A 21,446-nucleotide genomic window follows, 5' to 3' on the forward strand; every position below is an offset into this window, starting at 1 on the left:
ATGACCGCCTCCTCAGCCTCCTACGACCGCTCCTCGGCGACCCGCTTCCCCGGGCCCGTGGACTCCGCGCTGCGCACCGCCGGCTGGGAGCCCGGCCGCTGGGACATCAAGCAGGCCGAGTACTGGGCCGACGCGCTGCGCGACCACACCACCCCCGCCGGACACCGGCACGCCGTCTTCCCGGCGGCCGTCGAGGCCTGGGCCGAGTTCGGCGGGCTCACCGTCACCGCCCCCGGCCCGGGCCGCCAGATAGCCCCCGCCACCATCCGCCTGGACCCGCTGTCCGGCCTGCACCTGGCCCGCACCTTCGCCGACCTCGGCCGCGCCCTGTCCACGGAGCTCTGCCCCCTGGGCACGGACTCCGACGCGGGCTCCCACCTGGCCATCGACCGCGAAGGCCGGGTCTACGGCATCGACCACACCGGCGACTGGTACCTCGGCGCGAGCCTCGACGAAGCCCTCGTCCGCCTCCTCACGGGCCTCCAGCCGGCCCGCCTCGCCACGGAGCCCACCGCCTAACGGGACGGCAGCACCGCCGACACCTTGAACCCACCCTCGTCCGTCGGCCCCGACACGAACACCCCGCCGAGCCCGAGCACCCGCTCCCGCATCCCGACGAGCCCGTTGCCCCCGCTCGGCAGCCCGGGCCGGTCGACGTCCGCCCCGCAGGGACCGTTCTGCACCTGCATGGCCACCTCCCCGTCCCGGTGCGCCAGCCGTACGACGACCCGCGCGCCGGGAGCGTGCTTGTGACAGTTGGTGAGCGCCTCCTGCACCACCCGGTACGCCGTCTGCTCCACGTCGGGGGCGTACGCGCCCCCCTCCCCCTGCACCACCATCTCCACGGACATCCCGGCCGCCCGGGACTGCCCCACCAGCGCCTCCAGCTCATCGAGACAGGGCCCCTCCTCCAGGGCCCCGGCCCCCGCCGGCGCCACCGGCACGGCCACCGCCGCCGGCTTCGGGGAACCGGCCCGCAACACCCCGAGCATCTCCCGCAGCTCCGTCAGCGCCTGCCGACCCATGTCCCCGACCAGCGCCGCGTTCCTCGCCGCCTTCGCGGGATCCTTCACCGCCACCGCCTCCAGGGCCGCCGCGTGCACCACCATCAGCGACACCCGGTGCGCCACGACGTCGTGCATCTCGCGCGCGATCCGCGTCCGCTCCTCCGTACGGGCCCACTCGGCCCGCTCCTCGGCCCGGTCCGCGAGCAGCGACAGCTCCCGCTCCAGCGAGTCCGCCCGCTCCTGGAGGCTCTCCATCAGCCGCCGCCGCGCCCCCACGTACAGGCCGAGCAGGACGGGCGGCACGGTCAGCGCCACCGCCATGAAGACGGACAGCACCACCACGAGCGCGCCGTCGGCCTCGACGTCGCCCCGGGTGCGCAGGTACGTCACGACGAAGGTCCCGGCGAGGGACATCGAGCCCAGCGTCACGGTCACCCGGCGCGGCACCTCGCAGGAAGCGAGGGTGTACAGCCCGATCACCCCGAGCAGGAAGCCCATCATGGCCGGGGTGACGGCGATCCCGACGAGCACGACCGCGACGGGCGAGCGCCGCCGCAGCACGAGCACGGACCCCACCACGACCCCGAACAGCACTCCGAGCCCGGCCGGGATCCCGGCCTCCCGGGCGAAGGGCACCCCTTCCAGCCCGCACTCGGCGGCGGACACCACGCCGAGCCCCACGTCCAGGACGGCCCCCCGCCGCCGCTCCCACCACCAGGGCCCGTCCCGCCCCACCCCGCCGCGCTCTTCCCCCGTACTGGTCATGCCGCCCAGCGTACGGGCGGGTCCCGTCCGGTCCCCGGGAATACCCGGCCGCGAGTACCGTCGCGAGGAGGGCAGGTGGTACGGCATAGTTAGGGATGGCCTGCTTGATCGACCAGCCAGAATGTCCGATCAGGCGGGAATTGCCATCCCCTGTGGTGTAATTGGCAGCACTGAGGCTTTTGGTGCCTTATGTTCGGGTTCGAGTCCTGACAGGGGAGCTCACCACATCCGGGTCCTGACCTTCACGGTCGGGACCCGCGTTCGTTGGGGGGTACCGGCCCCCCGCTATCCTTCACGGGTCCACCCCCGAAGCCGAAGGGCACACCCGTGAGCGCAACCCGCCCGGCAGCCGTCGTCGTACTCGCAGCGGGTGAAGGCACCCGCATGAAGTCGGCCACTCCCAAGGTTCTGCACGAGATCTGCGGGCGTTCGCTCGTCGGTCACGTGGTCGCGGCCTCCCGTGAGCTGGACCCGGCCGACCTCGTGGTCGTCGTGGGCCACGCCCGCGAGCTGGTGACCGCGCACCTCGCCGGGATCGACGCCGGCGTCCGCACCGCCGTCCAGTACGAGCAGAACGGCACCGGGCACGCCGTCCGCATGGCCCTCGAGGAGCTCGGCGGGCAGATCTCCGGCACCGTGGTCGTCGTCTGCGGCGACACCCCGCTGCTGACGGGCGAGACCCTCGCGCAGCTCACCGCGACGCACGAGGCCGACGGCAACGCCGTCACCGTGCTGACCGCCGAGGTCCCGGACTCGACCGGCTACGGCCGCATCGTCCGCGACGCGGCCACCGGCGCCGTGACCGCGATCGTCGAACACAAGGACGCCACCGACGCCCAGCGCGCCATCCGGGAGATCAACTCCGGTGTCTTCGCCTTCGACGGGGCCCTGCTGAGCGACGCGCTCGGCAAGGTGCGTACGGACAACAGCCAGGGCGAGGAGTACCTCACGGACGTGCTCGGCATCCTGCGCGAGGCGGGCCACCGCGTCGGCGCGGCCGTCGGCGCGGACCACCGCCAGATCCTCGGCATCAACAACCGCGTGCAGCTCGCGGAGGCCCGCGCCCTGCTGAACGCGCGCCTGCTGGAGCGGGCGATGCTCGCGGGCGTGACGGTCGTGGACCCGGCCGGCACCTTCGTGGACGTGACGGTGACCTTCGGCCAGGACGCCGTGGTGCACCCGGGCACGCAGCTGCTCGGCGCCACCCACATCGGCGAGGGCGCCGAGGTCGGCCCGAACACCCGCCTCAAGGACACCCGGGTGGGCGCACGGGCCCGCGTGGACAACACGGTCGCCGACAGCGCCGTGATCGGCGAGCAGGCGTCGGTGGGTCCCTTCGCGTACCTGCGTCCGGGCACGAACCTGGGCCTGAAGGCCAAGGCCGGCACGTACGTGGAGATGAAGAACGCGACGATCGGCGAGGGCACCAAGGTCCCCCACCTGTCGTACGTGGGCGACGCGACGATCGGCGAGTACACGAACATCGGCGCGGCCAGCGTGTTCGTGAACTACGACGGCGAGCACAAGCACCACACCACGGTCGGCTCACACTGCAAGACGGGCTCCGACAACATGTTTGTGGCGCCCGTCACCATCGGGGACGGCGCCTACACGGCCGCCGGCTCCGTGATCACCAAGGACGTGCCGCCCGGCGCCCTGGCCGTGGCCCGTGGCCAGCAGCGGAATATCGAGGGCTGGGTGGCCCGCAAGCGCCCCGGCAGCGCGGCCGCGAACGCCGCCCAGTCGTCGGCGGAAGAGGACTCCGGCCGCCGTTGAGGTGAACTGACCGGAAACAGGTACGCCCGGGACGGCGTACCGTGATAGGTGCACGCAATTCGGCTGGCTCACCGTGTGCGGGACGGACGCACACGGGGGCGAGCAGCTTTCCACACGTCTGAGGAGACAGTGCTGTGACCGGGATCAAGACGACCGGCGAGAAGAAGCTGATGCTCTTCTCCGGCCGCGCCCACCCCGAGCTGGCCGAGGAGGTCGCGCACCAGCTCGGTGTCGGCCTCGTGCCGACCAAGGCTTTCGACTTCGCGAACGGCGAGATCTACGTCCGTTTCCAGGAGTCGGCTCGTGGCGCGGACTGCTTCCTGATCCAGAGCCACACGGCTCCGATCAACAAGTGGATCATGGAGCAGCTGATCATGATCGACGCGCTGAAGCGCGCGTCGGCACGCTCCATCACCGTGATCGTCCCGTCCTACGGGTACGCCCGTCAGGACAAGAAGCACAAGGGCCGCGAGCCGATCTCGGCCCGTCTGGTCGCGGACCTGCTGAAGACCGCGGGTGCGGACCGCATCCTCACGGTCGACCTGCACACCGACCAGATCCAGGGCTTCTTCGACGGCCCCGTGGACCACCTCTCGGCCCTGCCGGTCCTCGCGGACTACGTCGGCGCCAAGGTGGACCGCAGCAAGCTGACGATCGTCTCCCCGGACGCCGGCCGCGTGCGCGTGGCCGACCGCTGGTGCGACCGTCTGGACGCGCCGCTGGCCATCGTGCACAAGCGCCGTGACAAGGACGTCGCCAACCAGGTGACCGTCCACGAGGTCGTCGGCGAGGTCAAGGGCCGCGTCTGCGTCCTGGTCGACGACATGATCGACACCGGCGGCACCATCTGCGCCGCGGCCGACGCGCTGTTCGCGCACGGTGCCGAGGACGTCATCGTGACGGCCACGCACGGCATCCTGTCGGGCCCGGCCGCCGACCGCCTGAAGAACTCGAAGGTCAGCGAGTTCATCTTCACGAACACCCTCCCGGACCCCTCCGACCTGGAGCTCGACAAGATCACGGTCCTGTCGATCGCCCCGATGGTGGCGCGCGCGGTGCGTGAGGTCTTCGAGGACGGCTCGGTGACCAGCCTGTTCGAGGAGCAGCAGTAAGGGCCCTGGTGGTCCCGCTGTAGATCTTTTTGGTTCGGCCTCCCCCGCCGGGTACACTCCATGAGTTGCTCGGCGAGGGAGGCCGTACCTGTTTTCCGGTACGGATGCTCCGTTATCGACGCGCTCTTCGTAGCAGGCCGTTCCGGCCGGGTGACTGTCGTCCATTTCCGTCACCCCACGAGGAGTGAGCATGTCCGAGATCAAGCTTGCCGCCCAGACCCGCACGGACTTCGGCAAGGGCTCCGCCCGTCAGGCCCGTCGTGACGCCCTGACCCCCGCGGTCATCTACGGCCACGGCACGGACCCGAAGCACGTCAACGTCGACGCCCACGCCCTGCAGCTGGCGCTCCGCACCCCGAACGTCCTGATCTCCCTGGACATCAAGGACGGCGGCACCGAGCTGGTCATCCCGAAGGCCGTGCAGAAGCACCCGCTGAAGCGCACGATCTCCCACGTCGACTTCCTGATCGTCAAGAAGGGCGAGAAGGTCACCGTCGACGTCGCGATCGTCACCGAGGGCGACCTGGCCGCCGGCGGCAACATGCTGGAGACCCTCCAGAACACCATCTCCGTCGAGGCCGAGGCCACCCACATCCCGACCGAGGTCACCGTCTCCATCGCGGGCCTCGAGGCCGGCGCCACCATCCACGCCAAGGACCTGGTCCTGCCGGCCGGCACCACGCTGGCCGTCGACGGTGACATCGCCGTCCTGCAGGTCATCGGCGCGCAGGCCGAGGAGCCGGCCGCCGAGGGCACCGAGGCCTGAGCCTCACCCCTCACCTTCAGCACTTGCTGAACGACCGCCGTCCGGCTCCACTGGAGCGGGACGGCGGTCGTCTTCGTATAAGGAGCTTTTGATGTCGGACGACGCGGCGCCCTGGCTGATCGTGGGCCTGGGGAACCCGGGAGCGGAGTACGCGGGCAACCGCCACAACATCGGCTTCATGGTGGCCGACCTGCTGGCCGAGCGGATCGGCGGCAAGTTCAAGGCGCACAAGGCGCGGGCGCAGGTGCTGGAGGGCCGCATGGGCCCGCCGGGGCCGGCGAACCGGCGGGTGGTGCTGGCGAAGCCGATGTCGTTCATGAACCTGTCGGGCGGGCCGGTGACGGCGCTGCGCGACTTCTACAAGGTTCCGCTGGAGCGGATCGTCGCGGTCCACGACGAGCTGGACATCGACTACCCGACGCTGCGGCTGAAGCTGGGCGGCGGGGACAACGGGCACAACGGCCTGAAGTCGATGACCAAGGCGATGGGCCCCGACTACCACCGGGTGCGGTGCGGGATCGGCCGTCCGCCGGGCCGGATGCAGGTCGCGGACTTCGTCCTGAAGGACTTCTCCTCCACGGAGCGCAAGGAGCTGGACTGGTTCGTGGACCGGTCGGCGGACGCGGTGGAGTGTCTGGTCCAGGAGGGCCTGGAGCGCGCCCAGTCCACGTACAACTCCTGATCGACGGCGAAGCCCCCCGCACCGGCCGGTGCGGGGGGCTTCGTCGCGTACGGGGTACGGGGCCGGTCAGCCGGTGTTGCGCAGGCCGGCGGCGACGCCGTTGACGGTGAGCAGCAGGGCGCGGGCCAGGAGCGGGTCCGCGGCCTCGCCGCGGGCGGCGGCGGCGCGCTGGCGGGCCAGCAGGGAGACCTGGAGGTAGGAGATCGGGTCCAGGTAGGCGTCGCGGACGGCGAAGGTCTGCTGGAGGATCGGCTGCGAGTCCAGGAGGCGCTTGCCGCCGGTGATCCGCAGGACCTCGCGGACGGTGAGCTCGTGTTCGGCCTCGATGCGGGCGAAGACGTGCTTGAGGTTCTCGGGGACGAGGGTGTCGACGTAGTGGCGGGCGATCCGCAGGTCCGTCTTGGCGAGGGTCATCTCGACGTTGGACAGGAAGTTGCGGAAGAAGTGCCAGCGCTCGCCCATCTCGGTGAGGGCGGCGTCCTGGCCGGCCTCGCGCAGGGCCTTGAGGCCGGAGCCGACGCCGTACCAGCCGGGGACGATCTGCCGGGACTGGGTCCAGCCGAACACCCACGGGATGGCGCGCAGGCCGTCGAGGCCGGCGCCGGAGTCGGGGCGGCGGGAGGGCCGGGAGCCCAGGTGCAGGTCGGCGAGCTGGTCGACGGGGGTCGCGGCGAAGAAGTACGAGGGCAGGTCCGGGTCCTCGACGAGTTCCCGGTAGGCGCCGTGCGCGGCGTCGGAGACGATGTCCATGGCCGCGTCCCAGCGGGCGAGGGACTCGTCGGACTGGCGGGGGGCGGTGTGCAGGGCGGAGGCCTGGAGGGTGGCCGCTACGGTCAGCTCCAGGTTCTCGCGGGCCAGCGAGGGGACGAGGTACTTGTCGGAGATGACCTCGCCCTGTTCGGTGACCTTGATCTCGCCTTCCAGGGTGCCCCAGGGCTGGGCGAGGATCGCGTCGTGCGAGGGGCCGCCGCCGCGGCCGACGGTGCCGCCGCGGCCGTGGAAGAGGCGCAGGCGCACCCCGTAGCGGTGGGCGACGTCGCGCAGTCGGCGCTGGGCGCGGTGGATCTCCCACTGGGAGGTGGTGATGCCGCCGAACTTGCTGGAGTCGGAGTAGCCGAGCATGACCTCCTGGACGTCGCCGCGCAGGGAGACGAGGCGCCGGTAGGAGGGGTCGGCGAGCATTTCGTCGAGGATGACGTCGGCGGCGCGCAGCTCGTCGGTGGTCTCCAGGAGCGGGACGATGCCGATCTTGGCCCAGCCGGCGTGGAGGTCGACGAGGCCGGCCTCGCGGGCGAGGACGGCGGCGGCGAAGACGTCGTCGGCGCCCTGGCACATCGAGATGATGTAGGACTCGATGACCTCGGGGCCGAACTTCTCGAAGGCGTCCTTGATGGCGCCGAAGACGCCGAGGGTCTTCTGGCCGGCGGCGTCGAGGGGGGCCGGGGTGGGGGCGAGGGGGCGGCGCGAGCGGAGCTCCTTGGCGAGGAGCTTGCCGCGGTAGTCGCGCGGCATGTCGGCGTAGCGCCAGGATTCCTCGCCGAGCCGGTCGAAGAGCTGGCCCAGCGCGTGGTGGTGGGCGTCGGCGTGTTCGCGTACGTCCATGGTGGCGAGCTGGAGGCCGAAGGCGGCGAGGGTGCGGATGGTGCGGTCCATGCGGCCGTCGGCGAAGAGGGCGCCGCGGTGCTCGCGCAGGGAGGTCTGGATGAGGGTGAGGTCGGTGAGCAGCTCGGCGGTGCCGAGGTAGTCGCGGCCTTCCTCGTGGGGGATGCCCTTGGCGAGGCGCTCGCGGGTGTTGAGGAGCTTCTGCCGGATGCAGGTGGCCTTGAGGCGGTAGGGCTCCTCGGCGTTCAGCCGCTTGTAGCGGGGGCTGATCTCGGGGAGGCGTTCCAGGTCGGCCTGGAGGGAGGTGAGGAGTTCCTCGGTGGCGCCGGTGTAGCGGATGGAGTTGGACAGCAGCCCGCGCAGGAAGTCGATCAGTTCGAGGGCGTCGGTGATGCCGTGCTCGTGCTGGAGGATCAGCACGTCGCGGGTGACCTCGGGGGTGACGTTGGGGTTGCCGTCGCGGTCGCCGCCGATCCAGGTGCCGAAGGTGAGCGGGCGGGTGCCGGCGGGGATCTCGACGCCGACGCGCTGGAGCTCGGCGGCGAGGTCCTCCAGGACGTCGCCGACGGCGCCGGCGTGCAGCTCGTCGAGGTAGTAGATGGCGTTGCGGGCCTCGTCGGCGGGCTCGGGGCGGACCACGCGCAGCTCGTCGGTCTGCCAGACGAGGTCGATGTTCTCGGCGAGGCGCAGGTCGTGGCGGCGGCGTTCGCCGGCCCCGGAGACGGGCTCCTCCAGGAGGGCGGCGATGCGGCGCAGCTTGTTCAGGACGCTGCGGCGGGCGGCCTCGGTGGGGTGCGCGGTGAAGACGGGGCGGACGTTGAGGTTCTTGACCGTCTCGCGCAGGTGCTCGGGGTCGGCGTCCTTGAGCATGTCGGCGGTGCGGGCGAGGAGCCCGCCCTCGGCGGCGCGGTGGGCGCGCAGTTCCTTGCCGCGGTGCACCTGCTCGGTGACGTTGGCGAGGTGGAAGTAGGTGGAGAAGGCACGCACCAGCTTGGCGGCGGTCTCCAGGTCGGTGTCGCCGAGCAGCGCCGCGGCGGCTTCGCCGTCGGTGCGGGTCAGGGCACGCACTTGTTCGACGAGGTCGAGGAGGTCCTGTCCCTCCTGGCGTACGAGGGTCTCCCCGAGGAGGTCGCCGAGGCGGCGGATGTCCGCGCGCAGTTCCGCGTTCGCGGCGTCGGCGGAGGCCGTCGCGGCGTTGGCGGCGGTGGTGGCGGGGGCCTGGTCAGCACTGCTCACAGGTGCGGCTCCTTGCAGTGTTCGAGCGCTACTGGGCGGTGGGCTCCCGGCTACGCGCGGCGGTGCCGCTCCTGTGTGCGCAGCCCGGGCTGCCCGTGCGGACCGCGCTGTCCGACGACACCAGGATAGGTGTCGTGTGCCAGTGCCCTGGCAGAGCGCCCCCTCGTGGGCCCGGCGCGGGTGGCGCGGCGGGGGTGCGGGCGTGCTCCTCTTGCCGCGTGCGGCAGCTTTGCCATACTTACGATGCCGTAGGTTACGGATCCGTAGGGTCCGTGTGCCTGGGCACCTGCCGGCTTCTCACCCCCAGGGGAATCCCCATGACCATCAGTCCCGATCTGATCGAGGACGCTTCGGCGCCCTCTTCCGGTGATTCAGCGTCCGAGCCGTCCGCGACGCGCGGCGGCGAGCAGAAGCGGTCCGTCGAGCAGATCGCGCTGCTGCTCTTCATCACCGCGCCGTTCCTGGCCTTGCTGGCGGCGATCCCGCTGGCCTGGGGCTGGGGGGTGAGCTGGCTCGATGTGGGCCTGATGGTGTTCATGTACTTCCTGGCCTGCCACGGCATCACCATCGGCTTCCACCGTTACTTCACGCACGGTTCGTTCAAGGCGAAGCGGCCGCTGCGGATCGCGCTGGCGATCATGGGGTCGATGGCGGTGGAGGGTCCCCTGGTGCGCTGGGTGGCGGACCACCGCAAGCACCACAAGTACTCGGACCACGAGGGCGACCCGCATTCGCCGTGGCGGTTCGGCGAGACGGTGCCGGCGCTGATGAAGGGCCTGTGGTGGGCGCACATCGGCTGGCTCTTCGACGAGGAGCAGACCGATCAGCAGAAGTACGCGCCGGACCTGATCAAGGACCCGGCGATCCGCCGGATCTCGCGTGACTTCGTGTTCTGGACGATGTTCTCGCTGGCGATCCCGCCGCTGGTCGGCGGTCTGGTGACGATGTCGTGGTGGGGGGCGTTCACGGCCTTCTTCTGGGGCTCGCTGGTGCGGGTGGCGCTGCTGCACCACGTGACGTGGTCGATCAACTCGATCTGTCACGCGGTGGGCAAGCGTCCGTTCAAGTCCCGGGACCGCAGTGGCAACGTGTGGTGGCTGGCGGTGCTGTCGTGCGGGGAGTCCTGGCACAACCTGCACCACGCGGACCCGACGTCGGCGCGGCACGGTGTGCTGCGCGGCCAGGTCGATTCGAGTGCGCGGCTGATCCGCTGGTTCGAGCGGCTGGGGTGGGCCTCGGACGTGCGGTGGCCGTCGCAGGAGCGCATCGACGCCCGGCGCAAGGAAAAGACCTCGAACGCGGCATGATGGGGGACGTGGGAAACGACGGCAGCAGTTCCAGCAGCGACAAGCCCAGGCGAGGTCGCCGGGTCCGGATGACGGGCGCCGAGCGGCGTCAGCAACTGCTGGACATCGGCCGCGCCCTGTTCGCCGAGAAGGGCTTCGAGGGCACGTCGGTGGAGGAGATCGCGGCGAAGGCCGGGGTGTCCAAGCCGGTGGTGTACGAGCACTTCGGGGGCAAGGAGGGCCTGTACGCGGTCGTCGTGGACCGGGAGATGCGCCAGCTGCTGGACGGGGTGACCGGTGCGTTGACGGCGGGGCATCCGCGGGAGCTGCTGGAGCAGGCGGCGTTCGCGCTGCTGGACTACATCGAGAACTACACGGACGGTTTCCGGATCCTGGTCCGGGATTCTCCGGTGGCGCAGTCGACGGGTACGTTCGCCTCGCTGATCAGTGACATCGCCACGCAGGTGGAGGACATCCTCGGCCTGGAGTTCAAGGCCCGGGGCTTCGACCCGAAGCTGGCGCCGCTGTACGCGCAGGCGCTGGTCGGGATGGTGGCGCTGACGGGTCAGTGGTGGCTGGAGACGCGGCAGCCGAAGAAGGCCGAGGTGGCCGCGCACCTGGTGAACCTGTCCTGGCACGGGCTGGAGAACCTGGAAGCCAAGCCCAGGCTGGTGGGCCACCGCAAGAACTGAGCGGGCCGCCGCCCCCTTGCCCGGGCGGGTCCGCACGCGACGGCGCCCCGTCACCGGTGATCCGGTGGCGGGGCGCCGTCGCGTCGTGCCGTGGTGCCGCGGGTTGCCGCGTCAGGCCTGGGGGTCGTGGGGTTCGAGGAACTCCAGCCGGTTGCCGACGGGGTCCTGGGAGTAGAAGCGGCGGTGGCCCGGGAGGTTGTCGTCCCAGACGACCTCGGCGCCCCGTTCCCGGAGTCTGCTCGCGTACGCCTCGATGCCGGTCACCCGCAGGCCGGGGTGTGCCTTGCGGGCCGGCCGGAAGTCCTCTTCCACCCCCAGGTGCAGCTGCACGGGTCCGGCGGCGAACCAGCAGCCGCCGCGGGCGGCGAGGACGGGGGGTTTGGAGAGCTCCGTCATGCCCAGGACGTCCCTGTAGTAGGCGCGCAGCTCGTCCTCCGAGCCGGGGGGCGCGGCGAGTTGCACGTGGTCGACGGCGGTCAGCAAGGTCAGGCCTCCTTGCGGGCGACGGTGAAGATGCGGCGGAAGGGGAAGACGGTGCCGCGCGGGCCGGGCGGGTAGGCCGTGCGCAGCTGTTCGCGGTATTCGGCAAGGAAGGCCTCGACGGCTTCGCGGTCCTCGCCGAGGGCGGTGAGGACGGGGCGCAGGGCGGTGCCCTTGACCCAGTCGAGGACGGGGTCGGTTCCTTCGAGCAGCTGGTGGTAGGTGGTTTCCCAGACGTCGACGGCGCAGCCGAGCTCGGTGAACCGGGCGAGGTATTCGGCGGGTTCGAGGAGGTGGATGTAGCGGGCGCCGTGGCCGGCGAGCCGGGACCGCCACCTGGGGGTGTCGCAGAGTTCGGCGAGGAGCCGGTGGCTGGGGGCGCCGAAGTTGCCGGGGATCTGGAAGGCGAAGGTGCCGCCGGGGCGCAGTCCGTTGATCCAGGCGGCGAAGGAGCCGGGGTGGCTGGGGACCCACTGGAGGGCGGCGTTGGAGACGATCAGGTCGTAGGTCTCCTCGGGGAGCCAGCTCCCCAGGTCGCCGTGGCGGAAGTCGAGGCTGCCGCCGCCGGGGGTGGGTCCGGCGTACTCGGCGGTGGCGCGGTGGAGCATCTCGGGGGAGAGGTCGAAGCCGGTGATGCGGGCGCCGGGCCAGCGGTCGGCGAGGAGCGCGGTGACGTTGCCGGGGCCGCAGCCGAGATCGGCGATGCGGGCGGGGGTGGTGGGGAGTTCGGGTATGCGGGTCAGCAGGTCGAGGAAGGGCCGGGTCCGGTGGCCGGCGTGCCGGAGGTACTGCTGGGGGTCCCAGGTGGGCGCGGAGGGGGTGGTGCCGTCCATTGCGGTGGGGCGCACGGCCGGTGCGGTATCGGAATGCATGTTCGAGCCTCCCTACTGGCGGGGCGGTCGGAAGCGGAAGCCGTTCCGGCCCCCTCCATGCCCCATGGTGGCCAAAATATATCTCGATGTCAAGATTCTTGATTTGAAGAGACTTCATGTCGACAGACCCCTTACACTGATCGGCATGGAGGACGAGGTCGACCGACTGGTCGCGGCATGGCGGCGAGAGCGCCCTGACCTCGACGTGGAACCACTCGAGGTGCTCAGCCGGGTCAGCCGGCTCGCGCGCCACCTCGACCGCGCCCGCAGGCTGGCCTTCTCCGAGCACGGCCTGGAGCCGTGGGAGTTCGACGTCCTGACCTCGCTGCGGCGCGCGGGAGCGCCCTACCAGCTCTCCCCCGGCCAGCTGCTGACGCAGACGCTCGTCACCTCCGGCACCATGACCAACCGCATCGACCGGCTCGCCAAGAAGGGCCTCGTCGAGCGGCTGCCCGACCCCAGCGACCGCCGGGGCGTCCTGGTGCGGCTCACGCCCGAGGGGCGCGACCGCGCAGACCAGTCGCTCGCCGGGCTGCTGGCCCAGGAACGGGCGATCCTGGCCCAGCTCTCCACGGCCCAGCGCGGCGATCTCGCCGGGCTGCTACGCCAGTTGACCGCTCCGTTCGACAACATCCCCGGCTAGCTCCGCCGGCCGCACCCCGGCCCGGCGGGCCAGTGCGACGGCGGCCAGGGTGGAGTGCACGCCGAGCTTGCCCAGCACGTTCTGCATGTGGGTGCGGACCGTGTGCGGGGACAGGAACAGCCGCGCGGCCACGTCCTTGCGGCCCAGCCCGGCCACCATGCAGCGCAGCACCTCGTGTTCGCGCGGGGTGAGGGACTCCACGAGCCGTTCGCTGTCGCTGCGGTGCTTGCGCGCGGCCGTCAGCTCCCGCAGCACCCCGGTGAGCAGCGCGGGCGGCAGGTGGGTCTCCTCGCGCAGCACCCCCCGGACCACGGCGAGCAGCCGCGACAGCGAGCAGTCCTTGGCCACCCACCCGGAGGCTCCCGCCTGGAGGGCGAGCGCGGCCCGGCGCGGGTCGTCCCGCTCGGCGAGGACCACCGTACGGACCGTCGGGTGGGCCAGGCGTACGCCTGCGACCAGGGCGATCCCGTCCGACGGGGGCGGCGGCGGGCCGGAGCCCGACTCCCGCTGGGCGGGTACGGCCCCGGTCGCGGGCACGGCGGCGCCGAGGTCGGCGTCGACGAGCAGCACGTCGAAGCGGCGGCCTTCCGCCGCCGCGCGGTCGAGGCAGCGCGAGGCGGCGGGGCCGCTGCCCGCCGCGGACACGTCCACGTCGGGCTCGGCCGCGAGTGCGGCCGCCAGAGATTCGGCGAAGATGCGGTGGTCGTCGACCACCAGGACCCGGATACGAACCACAAAACCCCCAAGGGTCGGGGAACGGACGACTGCGGGTACGGCGCCCGGACCAGGTGGTCACAGCCGCCGCGGCCGCCGCCGCGACATCTGTGCACTACCCCGGACCGGACGCCGTACCCGGCGCGTCTCGACCCCTGAATCAACACCGGCCCCCACCGGTGTCACGCATCAGCGTAGGGCCGGCGGCGTCCCGCGGTTGGCCGAATAGCAGAAGTTTTCCGAGCGATTTTCCAGCGGGACGGTCCGCAACGGCCTTTGCGGTGGCTGGTTTTCGACTGTCCTGAAGGCCCGGGAGGTCTTCCACGGACCGGCGCGTGCCACGGGCAGTTGCACGGGGGGCATTTCACCCGGCGTACGCACGCCGGGCGCCCGCGCACAGCGCCCGGCCACCGCGCCCGCCGCACGTACGCGCGCCCCCCGTACCGGAGTACGAGGGGCGCGCGGACGAAAGGCGAAGGGGCCGTGCGGCGGTCTCAGCGCTGCCGGCGGGCGAACTCCCAGGCGTCGGTGACGATGTTCGTGAGGTCCGAGCGGGTCGGGACCCAGCCGAGGCGCTCCTGCGCGGTGCGCGCGGAGGCGACCAGGACCGCCGGGTCGCCGGGCCGGCGCGGGGCGACGACCTCGGGGATCTCCCGGCCGGTGACCTTGCGGACGGTCTCGATGACCTCGCGGACCGAGAAGCCGCTGCCGTTGCCGAGGTTGCAGACCAGGTGCTCGCCTCCGGCGGCCACCCGCAGCGCGGAGAGGTGGGCCTCGGCGAGGTCGGCGACGTGGATGTAGTCGCGGACGCAGGTGCCGTCGGGCGTCGGGTAGTCCTCGCCGAACACCGAGATGGACTCCCGCTCGCCCAGGGCCACCTGGAGCACCAGCGGGATCAGGTGGGTCTCGGGGTCGTGGCGCTCGCCGAACGGCCCGTAGGCGCCGGCGACGTTGAAGTAGCGCAGCGAGACCGCCGAGAGGCCGTGCGCCGCGCACTCCCCCGCGATCATGTGGTCGACGGCCAGCTTCGAGGCGCCGTACGGGTTGGTCGGCGCCGTCACCGAGTCCTCGGTCAGCACCCCGTCGGCGGGCTCGCCGTAGGTGGCGGCGGTGGAGGAGAACACGAGCCGCTTCACCCCGGCCTCCCGCATCGCGGTGAGCAGGGCGAGGGTGCCGCCGACGTTGTTGTCCCAGTACTTGCCGGGGTTGGCGACGGACTCGCCGACCTGCGAGGAGGCCGCGAAGTGCAGGACCGCGTCGTAGGAGGGGTCCAGGTGGTCGGCGGCGTCCTGGATGCGGCCGTTGACCAGGGTGGCGCCGGGCGGGACGCCCTCGCCGAAGCCGGTGGAGAGGTTGTCGAGGACGGTGACCTCGTGGCCGGCCTCCAGCAGGTGGGCCGTGACGACACTGCCCACGTATCCGGCACCGCCTGTGACCAGGTACTTGCTCACTCGCACTCCTACCTCTCGCGGACGCACGCGTACGCGCGTGCAGGAACTGGCTTACCGGATTCCGTGCTTCCGGGGAAATCGCCGGGGCGTGGAGCTCACTGCGCGGACGGCCGCGCCTGCTCCGGACCGGGCGGCACCGCCCGGTCCAGCAGCCCCGTACGGGCGGCCAGCGCGGCGGCCTCCAGCCGTGAGCCGACGCCCAGCTTCATCAGTACCCGCTGGACATGTGTGCGGGCTGTGCTCGGCGCGATCTCCATCCCGGCGGCGATGAGCCGGGTGTCCTCACCCTCCGCGACCCGCACGAGCACCTCCACCTCGCGCGGGGTGAGCAGCCGCAGCAGCCGGCTGCCCTCGTCGTCGGGCTGGGCGGAGGGGTTGAGCAGCTCGGCGAAGGCGGCCTGGAGGAGCTGCGGGGAGATCGCGGCCTCCCCGGCCCGCGCCTTGGCCAGGGCCCGCTCGACGCCCTCGATGCGCTCGTCCTGCCGTACGTAGCCCGAGGCGCCCGCGGCGAAGGCGGCGGCGATCCCGCGCGGGCTCGGCACCGGTCCGAGGACCACGACGGCGATCTGCGGGCGCTCCCGCTTGATGCGCGCCACGGGCTCGAAGACCCCTGGTTCCGCGGGGGTCGCCGTGCCGAAGAGGCAGACCTCCGGGGCGCGGCTGACGACCAGTTCGGCCGCGCCCGCGGCCGGTGCGGCCGCGGCCAGCACCCGGTGCCCGCGCAGCTTCAGGGCCGAGGCGAGCGCCTCGGCCAGCAGCCGGTGCTCGTCGACCACCATGACCCGTACGCCCATCAAGGCTCCCACCCCAGATCCTTCTGACCCGGCAAGCTACACGCTTGTTCGACGGAGCGGGTCCGATACCGCGCGAAAGCCCCCGGAAGGACGGACCTTCCGGGGGCTTCGGTGTCGCTGCGGGCCGGGTCAGCTCGCGGTGAAGGAGATGAACAGGTACTCCGGGTCGCCCGTGTCGATCGTGGACTTGCGGGCGGTCGTGCGGGCCATGAAGAAACGGCCGTTGTGGTAGCGGAGCTCCGAGTGGTCGATCAGGAAGCCGGACTCGGCCCGCTGGCTGGCCTTCTCGGCGGGGTTCTTCATCAGCACGGTCTCCTTCATCGTCTTGCCGTCGATGCTGACGACCTGGCCGCCCGCGTCGTACGGGGGCTCCTTGTAGGCGATGATGTTCGGCCCGTCCATGCGCAGCGGGTACACGGTGAACCGCTCGCCGGCGTCGGCGCGGTCGCTGGTGGGCTTGCCGGTCTCCAGGTCGAAGGAGACGATCTCGTTGGTCCGGCCGACGGAGGAGGTCGCGCCCTGGTGTTCGTAGGTGGGCAGGTAGAGCTTGCCGTTGCCGACGACCATGCCCGTGCACTTCTCGACGTCGTTGGCCGGGCAGTGGGGCCCGTAGCTGCCGGAGGCGAGGCTGAGGCGGCTCTTGAGCTGGCCCGCGTCGTCGAGGACGAAGAGGTCGCTGACGTTGGTGGCGTTCTTGGCGGTGTTGGCCACGTTGGCGGCGATGATCAGCGGCTTGGTGGAGATGATGCCCGCGTAGGGGATGCCGCCGGTGAGCTTGTACGAGTACTTGGGTGCGCCGGTGGCCGGGTCGAGGAGCTGCGCGTGCAGGGTGGGCTCGGAGGCGCGGCCGCAGGAGCGCATGACGGCCAGGGCCTCGCCGCCCGCGTAGCCGACGTCGTGGCAGCCCTCGCCGTCGATCTTGGGGGCCCACAGGGACTTGCCGTCGGTGAGGTTCCAGGCCGCGCCGCCGCCGAGGCCGCCCGCGGCGACGGTCTGGCCGCTGATGGTGACCTCGTCGAAGGAGACGGGCTTGTCGCCGCCGGTGGCGGACTTGGCGGTGGCGGACCACAGGAGCTTGCCGGTGTTCAGGTCGATGACGCCGACCTGGGTGCACTGCGGGTACTTCTTCTCCGCGGACGGCATGGCCTCCTCGAAGAGGATGGCCGACTTGTTGTCGCTGACGTGCTTGGTCGCGCCGCAGACGTTGGCGGGGAGCGCGGTCTCCCACTTCTTGCCGCCGTCGACGAGGTTGTAGCCGACGACCTTCGCAATGTCGGACTTGATGTAGGTGGTGTCGGTGAGCCAGGAGCCGTCGACGGCGATCAGCTCGGGCGTCTGCGGCAGCGGGACGTTGACCAGGGTCTTCGACTTGGGGTTGGTCGGGACCTTCTCGCTGCCCGTCCCGGCCGGGCCCTTGTTCGCGTCGGGCGAGCCGCTGGGGCCGTCGGAGGCGGTGGGCTGGTCGGTGCCGCCGTCGTCGTCGCCGGAGACGTACCAGAAGCCGCCGCCGATGATCAGGACCATGGCCAGCAGGGCCGCGCCGACGATCATCAGCTGGGTGCGCTTGTCACCGCCGCCGCCCGCCGGGGGCTGCTGCTGCGCGGCCGGAGCCGCGACGGTGGCCGGCTGCGGGTAGCCGTAGCCGGGGGGCTGCTGCGGCGGGTAGCCGTAGGCCGGCTGGGCCGTGGGCTGCGGGACGGTCGGCGGCATGGCGGGCGGGGCCGGCGGCATGGGGGGCGGGCCCTGCGGGGGCGGCGGCGTGGGCGCGCCGAAGCCGCCGGAGGGCGGCTGGTGGGGCGGCGGCGGGGTGTTCGGGGTGCTCATCGGGCTCTACTGCCTCTCGGTGGGCGGCGCGGTGGGGGGCTCGGTCAGCTCGTTCACTTGCCGAAGACCATCAGGAGCCTCTCGTCCTTCTTGCCCTCGGCGGTGAGGTTGGTGACGGAGGTGAAGTACCGGCCGTCCTCGAAGGCGCGCAGCGCGGGCGAGAACGAGATGAAGGTGCCCTCGACCTTGGCGGCGGGGCCCGACGGCATCTTCAGGAGGGTCTTGGGGGCGCCGCCGGCGGCCGCGAGCGCCAGGACCTCGCCGGGTTCGTCGCGCTTGCCGCCGGTGCGGTAGACGACGAGCTGCCCGTTGGCGGCCTTGATCGGGAAGAAGTTCTTGTTCTCGCCCGCCGGGGTGCGCCACTTGGCCTTGCCGGTGCCGAGGTCGAAGGCGACGATCTCGTTGTTGTAGCCGGCCTCGGTCGTCGTCCTCAGGTAGAGGGTGTCGCCGTCGACGGTGGAGTTGCCGCAGCCCTGGAGGTCGTCGGAGCTGCTGTTGCCGCAGTTCATCTCGAAGGAGCCCTCGGCCTGCATGCTGGCGCGCTTCTTGCCGTCTGCGGTGAGGGAGAGGATCCCCCGCCCCTTCCCCCCGAATTCCAGGACGCCGACGTCGAGGACGATGGGGGAGACGGAGTAGACGCCCTTGACGATGTAGCCCTTGGGGAGCTTGTAGGACCAGGTGGTCTTGCCGGTGACCGGGTCGGCGTCCTGGACCTCCTGGGTCTTGTCGGCGTCCATGCAGGTGGCGAAGCCGAGCATCTTGCCGTTGCCGGCCGCGTAGGAGGTGGGCTGGCAGCCCGTGGGGCCGCTGTTGGAGAAGAGCTTGTCGCCGGTGCTGATCCGGTAGGCGCTGCTGCCGGCCATGCGGTTGATGGCGACGGTGTCGCCGGTGAGGGTCGGCGCGACGGAGCCGCCGCCGCCGTCGAAGACGTTCTCCTTGATGATCGGCTTCGTCCAGCCCTCCTTGCCGGCCTTCAGGTCGATCAGCTTCATCTGGTTGCAGTCGGCGCTGGAGCCCTCGCCGTCCCTGACGACGAGGACGGTCTTGCCGTCACCGGTCATCTGGTCGGTGAGCCCGCAGATCTCCGTCTTGACGTCGAGCTTCCACTTCTCCTTGCCGTCGGTCACCGCGTACCCGTAGAGGGCCTTGTCGATGGTCTTGACGACGGTGTCGCCGACCACCCACTGGCCCTTGGTGGGGATGCCGGCGCCGGGGCCCTGGAGCTTGGCGGTCTTGAGCCACAGGACCTTGTCCTCGCCGGGCTTGCGCTCCGCGTTGAGGTCGGTCTGCTCGGTGCGGCCGCCGCCGGTGCCGTCGCCCTGGTCCACGGACGGGGAGGCGGAGGGCTTGGCGTCGGCGGGCGCGGAACCCTGCGCGACGGGCGGCTTCGGCGTCTCGCGCTCGTCCCCGGCCAGGACGAAGTACCCGCCGGTGCCGAGGACGAGCACACCCGCGACGGCGGCCGCGATCAGGATCGCGGCCTTGCGCCGGCCCGCGCCGGGGCCGGCGGGGCCTCCGGTGACGGGCATCGGGGCGGTCTGCGGGAAGGCGTAGCCCTGCGGCGACGTCGGCGGGTGCGGGACGGCCGGCTGCATCGGGGCCGTCGGCGGCTGCGGCGGCGGTGGGGGCTGCTGGCCGGCCGGCGGCTGCTGGGCGTACGGGTTGGCGCCCTGCGGCGGGTACCCGTAGCCGGGCTGCGGCGGGCCTGGCAAGTGGCCGTAACCGGAAGGTGTCGGCGGCTGGTTCGGCGGCTGGGGCGGCTCGGTCATCAGCGCATACCTTCGGCTTCAGGCGGTCGGAAAGGGCAAAGAGGTCATGAAGAACCGACCCTTTCTATCACTGGTGGCCGACATGCGACGGGCCGGTCGGACCCCTGTTCCCAAGGTCGGACCGGCCCGTGACTCGGCCGTTATCGGGTCGCTCGGACCCTGAACGGACCGGGAACTCAGGCGTCCTCGGCCAGTTCCAGCCAGCGCATCTCCAAATCGTCCCGTTCCGCGATCAGTTCGCGCAGCTCGGTGTCGAGCTTGGCGACCTTGTCGTAGTCGGTGGAGTGCTCGGCGATCTGCGCGTGCAGGTTCGTCTCGCGGTCCGACATCTTGTTGAGCTGGCGCTCGATCTTCTGGAGTTCCTTCTTCGCGGCGCGCGAGTCTCCGGAAGCGCTCGACTTCGCGGCCGGGGCCGGAGCCGCCGGGGCGGCCGCGTCGATCATCTTCTGGCGGCGCTCCAGGTACTCGTCGAGACCGCGCGGCAGCATCCGCAGGCTGGCGTCGCCGAGCAGCGCCATCACCGTGTCGGTGGTGCGCTCGATGAAGAACCGGTCGTGGGAGATCACGATCATCGAGCCGGGCCAGCCGTCGAGGAGGTCCTCCAGCTGGGTGAGGGTCTCGATGTCCAGGTCGTTGGTGGGCTCGTCGAGGAACAGGACGTTGGGCTCGTCCATCAGCAGCCGCAGGATCTGCAGCCGGCGCCGCTCACCACCGGAGAGGTCGCCGACCGGGGTCCACTGCTTCTCCTTGGTGAAGCCGAACTGCTCGCACAGCTGGCCCGCCGTCATCTCGCGGCCCTGGCCCAGGTCGACGCGGTCGCGGACCCGCTGGACGGCCTCCAGGACGCGCAGCGAGGGGTCGAGCTCGCCGACCTCCTGGGAGAGGTACGCGAGGCGGACGGTCTTGCCGACGCTGACGCTGCCGGCCGCGGGCTGCGTCTCGCCCTGGGTGCGGGCGGCCTCCGCGAGGGCCTTCAGCAGGGAGGTCTTGCCGGCGCCGTTGACACCGACGAGGCCGACGCGGTCGCCGGGGCCCAGGTGCCAGGTGAGGTGCTTGAGCAGGGTCTTGGGGCCGGCCTGGACGGTCACGTCCTCCAGGTCGAACACCGTCTTGCCCAGGCGCGCGTTGGCGAACTTCATCAGCTCGCTCTTGTCGCGCGGCGGCGGCACGTCGGCGATCAGCTCGTTGGCCGCCTCGATGCGGTAGCGCGGCTTGGAGGTCCGGGCGGGCGCACCGCGGCGCAGCCAGGCCAGCTCCTTGCGCATCAGGTTCTGCCGCTTCTGCTCCTCGGTGGCGGCGATCCTGTCGCGCTCGGCGCGGGCGAAGACGTAGTCGCTGTAGCCGCCCTCGTACTCGTGGACCTCACCGCGCTGCACGTCCCACATACGGGTGCAGACCTGGTCGAGGAACCAGCGGTCGTGGGTGACGCAGACGAGCGCCGAGCGGCGCTCCTGGAGGTGGCGGGCCAGCCAGGAGATGCCCTCGACGTCGAGGTGGTTGGTGGGCTCGTCGAGGACCAGGAGGTCCTGGTCGGCGATGAGCAGCTTCGCGAGGGCGATCCGGCGGCGCTCACCACCGGAGAGCGGACCGATGACGGTGTCCAGGCCCTGGCCGAAGCCGGGCAGGTCCAGGCCGCCGAAGAGACCCGTCAGCACGTCACGGATCTTGGCGTTGCCGGCCCACTCGTGGTCGGCCATGTCCCGGATGATCTCGTGCCGGATCGTGGCGGCCGGGTCGAGGGAGTCGTGCTGGGTGAGCACGCCCATGCGCAGGCCGCTGTTCTGGGTGACCCGGCCGGTGTCGGGCTCCTCCAGCTTCGCGAGCATCCGGATGAGGGTGGTCTTGCCGTCGCCGTTGCGGCCGACGACACCGATCCGGTCCCCCTCGGACACGCCGAGGGAGATGCCGTCGAGCAGGGTACGGGTGCCGTACACCTTGCTGACTGCCTCGACATTGACCAGATTGACGGCCATCA

General features: G+C 71.5%; 18 protein-coding genes and 1 tRNA gene. 9 read left to right on the forward strand and 10 right to left on the reverse strand.

Translation table 11 applies throughout. The features are described 5' to 3' along the window. Nucleotides 1-519 (forward strand): SUKH-3 domain-containing protein, encoded by a 519-nt coding sequence (locus tag OOK31_RS34420; RefSeq protein WP_267091337.1) that lies wholly within the window; start codon nucleotides 1-3, stop codon nucleotides 517-519. Here the strand turns inward: OOK31_RS34420 and OOK31_RS34425 are convergent. After that, nucleotides 516-1,772, reverse strand: coding sequence for a sensor histidine kinase (locus tag OOK31_RS34425; protein ID WP_267091338.1), 1,257 nt, complete (start codon nucleotides 1,770-1,772; stop codon nucleotides 516-518). The two genes, OOK31_RS34420 and OOK31_RS34425, sit on opposite strands and share 4 nt — an antisense overlap. A gap of 146 nt (nucleotides 1,773-1,918) precedes the next feature. Between OOK31_RS34425 and OOK31_RS34430 the strand changes: the two genes are divergently transcribed. From OOK31_RS34430 to pth, 5 genes are all read left to right on the forward strand, one after another. Continuing rightward, nucleotides 1,919-1,990: transfer RNA gene (locus tag OOK31_RS34430), tRNA-Gln, on the forward strand. A gap of 109 nt (nucleotides 1,991-2,099) precedes the next feature. Then, nucleotides 2,100-3,548 carry a bifunctional UDP-N-acetylglucosamine diphosphorylase/glucosamine-1-phosphate N-acetyltransferase GlmU gene (gene glmU, locus OOK31_RS34435; RefSeq protein ID WP_267091339.1) on the forward strand — a complete coding sequence of 483 codons (1,449 nt, stop codon included), beginning with the start codon at nucleotides 2,100-2,102 and terminating at the stop codon, nucleotides 3,546-3,548. 134 nt (nucleotides 3,549-3,682) lie between these two features. Then, on the forward strand, nucleotides 3,683-4,660 hold the full coding sequence (locus OOK31_RS34440) for a ribose-phosphate diphosphokinase (RefSeq protein WP_267091340.1): 978 nt from the start codon (nucleotides 3,683-3,685) through the stop codon (nucleotides 4,658-4,660). 190 nt (nucleotides 4,661-4,850) lie between these two features. Then, nucleotides 4,851-5,426, forward strand: a complete 576-nt coding sequence (locus tag OOK31_RS34445) for a 50S ribosomal protein L25/general stress protein Ctc (RefSeq protein WP_267091341.1) — start codon at nucleotides 4,851-4,853, stop codon at nucleotides 5,424-5,426. 91 nt (nucleotides 5,427-5,517) lie between these two features. Then, the gene (gene pth / locus OOK31_RS34450) at nucleotides 5,518-6,108 is read left to right on the forward strand and encodes an aminoacyl-tRNA hydrolase (RefSeq protein WP_267091342.1); all 591 of its coding nucleotides are present in this window, start codon (nucleotides 5,518-5,520) and stop codon (nucleotides 6,106-6,108) included. 66 nt (nucleotides 6,109-6,174) lie between these two features. Here the strand turns inward: pth and ppc are convergent, their stop codons facing one another. Then, nucleotides 6,175-8,868 carry a phosphoenolpyruvate carboxylase gene (gene ppc / locus OOK31_RS34455; protein ID WP_267091551.1) on the reverse strand — a complete coding sequence of 898 codons (2,694 nt, stop codon included), beginning with the start codon at nucleotides 8,866-8,868 and terminating at the stop codon, nucleotides 6,175-6,177. 395 nt (nucleotides 8,869-9,263) lie between these two features. On the opposite strand from ppc, the gene OOK31_RS34460 reads away from it, so the two are divergent. Continuing rightward, complete coding sequence (locus OOK31_RS34460) at nucleotides 9,264-10,253, forward strand: acyl-CoA desaturase (protein ID WP_267091552.1); 990 nt, start codon at nucleotides 9,264-9,266, stop codon at nucleotides 10,251-10,253. Continuing rightward, on the forward strand, nucleotides 10,253-10,924 hold the full coding sequence (locus OOK31_RS34465) for a TetR/AcrR family transcriptional regulator (RefSeq protein ID WP_267091343.1): 672 nt from the start codon (nucleotides 10,253-10,255) through the stop codon (nucleotides 10,922-10,924). The genes OOK31_RS34460 and OOK31_RS34465 overlap by 1 nt, the downstream gene beginning before the upstream one ends. 111 nt (nucleotides 10,925-11,035) lie before the next feature. Here OOK31_RS34465 and OOK31_RS34470 read toward each other — a convergent pair whose 3' ends face one another. Further along, nucleotides 11,036-11,407 (reverse strand): VOC family protein, encoded by a 372-nt coding sequence (locus OOK31_RS34470; RefSeq protein ID WP_267091344.1) that lies wholly within the window; start codon nucleotides 11,405-11,407, stop codon nucleotides 11,036-11,038. 2 nt (nucleotides 11,408-11,409) lie between these two features. Further along, on the reverse strand, nucleotides 11,410-12,276 hold the full coding sequence (locus OOK31_RS34475; RefSeq protein ID WP_267091345.1) for a trans-aconitate 2-methyltransferase: 867 nt from the start codon (nucleotides 12,274-12,276) through the stop codon (nucleotides 11,410-11,412). Between the two features lie 145 nt (nucleotides 12,277-12,421). On the opposite strand from OOK31_RS34475, the gene OOK31_RS34480 reads away from it, so the two are divergent. Continuing rightward, nucleotides 12,422-12,919 carry a MarR family winged helix-turn-helix transcriptional regulator gene (locus OOK31_RS34480; RefSeq protein ID WP_030231940.1) on the forward strand — a complete coding sequence of 166 codons (498 nt, stop codon included), beginning with the start codon at nucleotides 12,422-12,424 and terminating at the stop codon, nucleotides 12,917-12,919. Here the strand turns inward: OOK31_RS34480 and OOK31_RS34485 are convergent. From OOK31_RS34485 to OOK31_RS34510, 6 genes are all read right to left on the reverse strand, one after another. Then, complete coding sequence (locus OOK31_RS34485) at nucleotides 12,878-13,654, reverse strand: response regulator transcription factor (protein WP_267091346.1); 777 nt, start codon at nucleotides 13,652-13,654, stop codon at nucleotides 12,878-12,880. The two genes, OOK31_RS34480 and OOK31_RS34485, sit on opposite strands and share 42 nt — an antisense overlap. 473 nt (nucleotides 13,655-14,127) lie before the next feature. After that, on the reverse strand, nucleotides 14,128-15,084 hold the full coding sequence (gene galE / locus OOK31_RS34490) for a UDP-glucose 4-epimerase GalE (RefSeq protein WP_267091347.1): 957 nt from the start codon (nucleotides 15,082-15,084) through the stop codon (nucleotides 14,128-14,130). Nucleotides 15,085-15,179: 95 nt separating this feature from the next. Beyond that, nucleotides 15,180-15,878: a response regulator transcription factor gene (locus OOK31_RS34495; RefSeq protein WP_267091553.1), complete on the reverse strand. Its 699-nt coding sequence runs from the start codon at nucleotides 15,876-15,878 to the stop codon at nucleotides 15,180-15,182. Between the two features lie 129 nt (nucleotides 15,879-16,007). Continuing rightward, nucleotides 16,008-17,702: a PQQ-binding-like beta-propeller repeat protein gene (locus tag OOK31_RS34500; RefSeq protein WP_267091348.1), complete on the reverse strand. Its 1,695-nt coding sequence runs from the start codon at nucleotides 17,700-17,702 to the stop codon at nucleotides 16,008-16,010. Between the two features lie 53 nt (nucleotides 17,703-17,755). Then, nucleotides 17,756-19,471, reverse strand: a complete 1,716-nt coding sequence (locus tag OOK31_RS34505; RefSeq protein WP_267091349.1) for a PQQ-binding-like beta-propeller repeat protein — start codon at nucleotides 19,469-19,471, stop codon at nucleotides 17,756-17,758. Nucleotides 19,472-19,647: 176 nt separating this feature from the next. Then, nucleotides 19,648-21,444, reverse strand: a complete 1,797-nt coding sequence (locus OOK31_RS34510) for an ABC-F family ATP-binding cassette domain-containing protein (RefSeq protein WP_267091350.1) — start codon at nucleotides 21,442-21,444, stop codon at nucleotides 19,648-19,650. Between the last annotated feature and the right edge of the window lie 2 nt (nucleotides 21,445-21,446).

Source organism: Streptomyces sp. NBC_00249 (assembly GCF_026342355.1).
Lineage (GTDB): Bacteria > Actinomycetota > Actinomycetes > Streptomycetales > Streptomycetaceae > Streptomyces.

Excerpts from the sequence above, each read along its gene's own strand:
- OOK31_RS34445 (WP_267091341.1), top strand. The coding sequence starts at position 4,851 with ATGTCCGAGATCAAGCTTGCCGCCCAGACCCGCACGGACTTCGGCAAG.
- pth (WP_267091342.1), top strand. The coding sequence starts at position 5,518 with ATGTCGGACGACGCGGCGCCCTGGCTGATCGTGGGCCTGGGGAACCCG.
- OOK31_RS34475 (WP_267091345.1), bottom strand. The coding sequence starts at position 12,276 with ATGCATTCCGATACCGCACCGGCCGTGCGCCCCACCGCAATGGACGGC.
- OOK31_RS34465 (WP_267091343.1), top strand. The coding sequence starts at position 10,253 with ATGGGGGACGTGGGAAACGACGGCAGCAGTTCCAGCAGCGACAAGCCC.
- OOK31_RS34425 (WP_267091338.1), bottom strand. The coding sequence starts at position 1,772 with ATGACCAGTACGGGGGAAGAGCGCGGCGGGGTGGGGCGGGACGGGCCC.
- OOK31_RS34500 (WP_267091348.1), bottom strand. The coding sequence starts at position 17,702 with ATGAGCACCCCGAACACCCCGCCGCCGCCCCACCAGCCGCCCTCCGGC.
- OOK31_RS34460 (WP_267091552.1), top strand. The coding sequence starts at position 9,264 with ATGACCATCAGTCCCGATCTGATCGAGGACGCTTCGGCGCCCTCTTCC.
- OOK31_RS34505 (WP_267091349.1), bottom strand. The coding sequence starts at position 19,471 with ATGACCGAGCCGCCCCAGCCGCCGAACCAGCCGCCGACACCTTCCGGT.
- OOK31_RS34480 (WP_030231940.1), top strand. The coding sequence starts at position 12,422 with ATGGAGGACGAGGTCGACCGACTGGTCGCGGCATGGCGGCGAGAGCGC.
- OOK31_RS34510 (WP_267091350.1), bottom strand. The coding sequence starts at position 21,444 with ATGGCCGTCAATCTGGTCAATGTCGAGGCAGTCAGCAAGGTGTACGGC.
- OOK31_RS34495 (WP_267091553.1), bottom strand. The coding sequence starts at position 15,878 with ATGGGCGTACGGGTCATGGTGGTCGACGAGCACCGGCTGCTGGCCGAG.
- OOK31_RS34420 (WP_267091337.1), top strand. The coding sequence starts at position 1 with ATGACCGCCTCCTCAGCCTCCTACGACCGCTCCTCGGCGACCCGCTTC.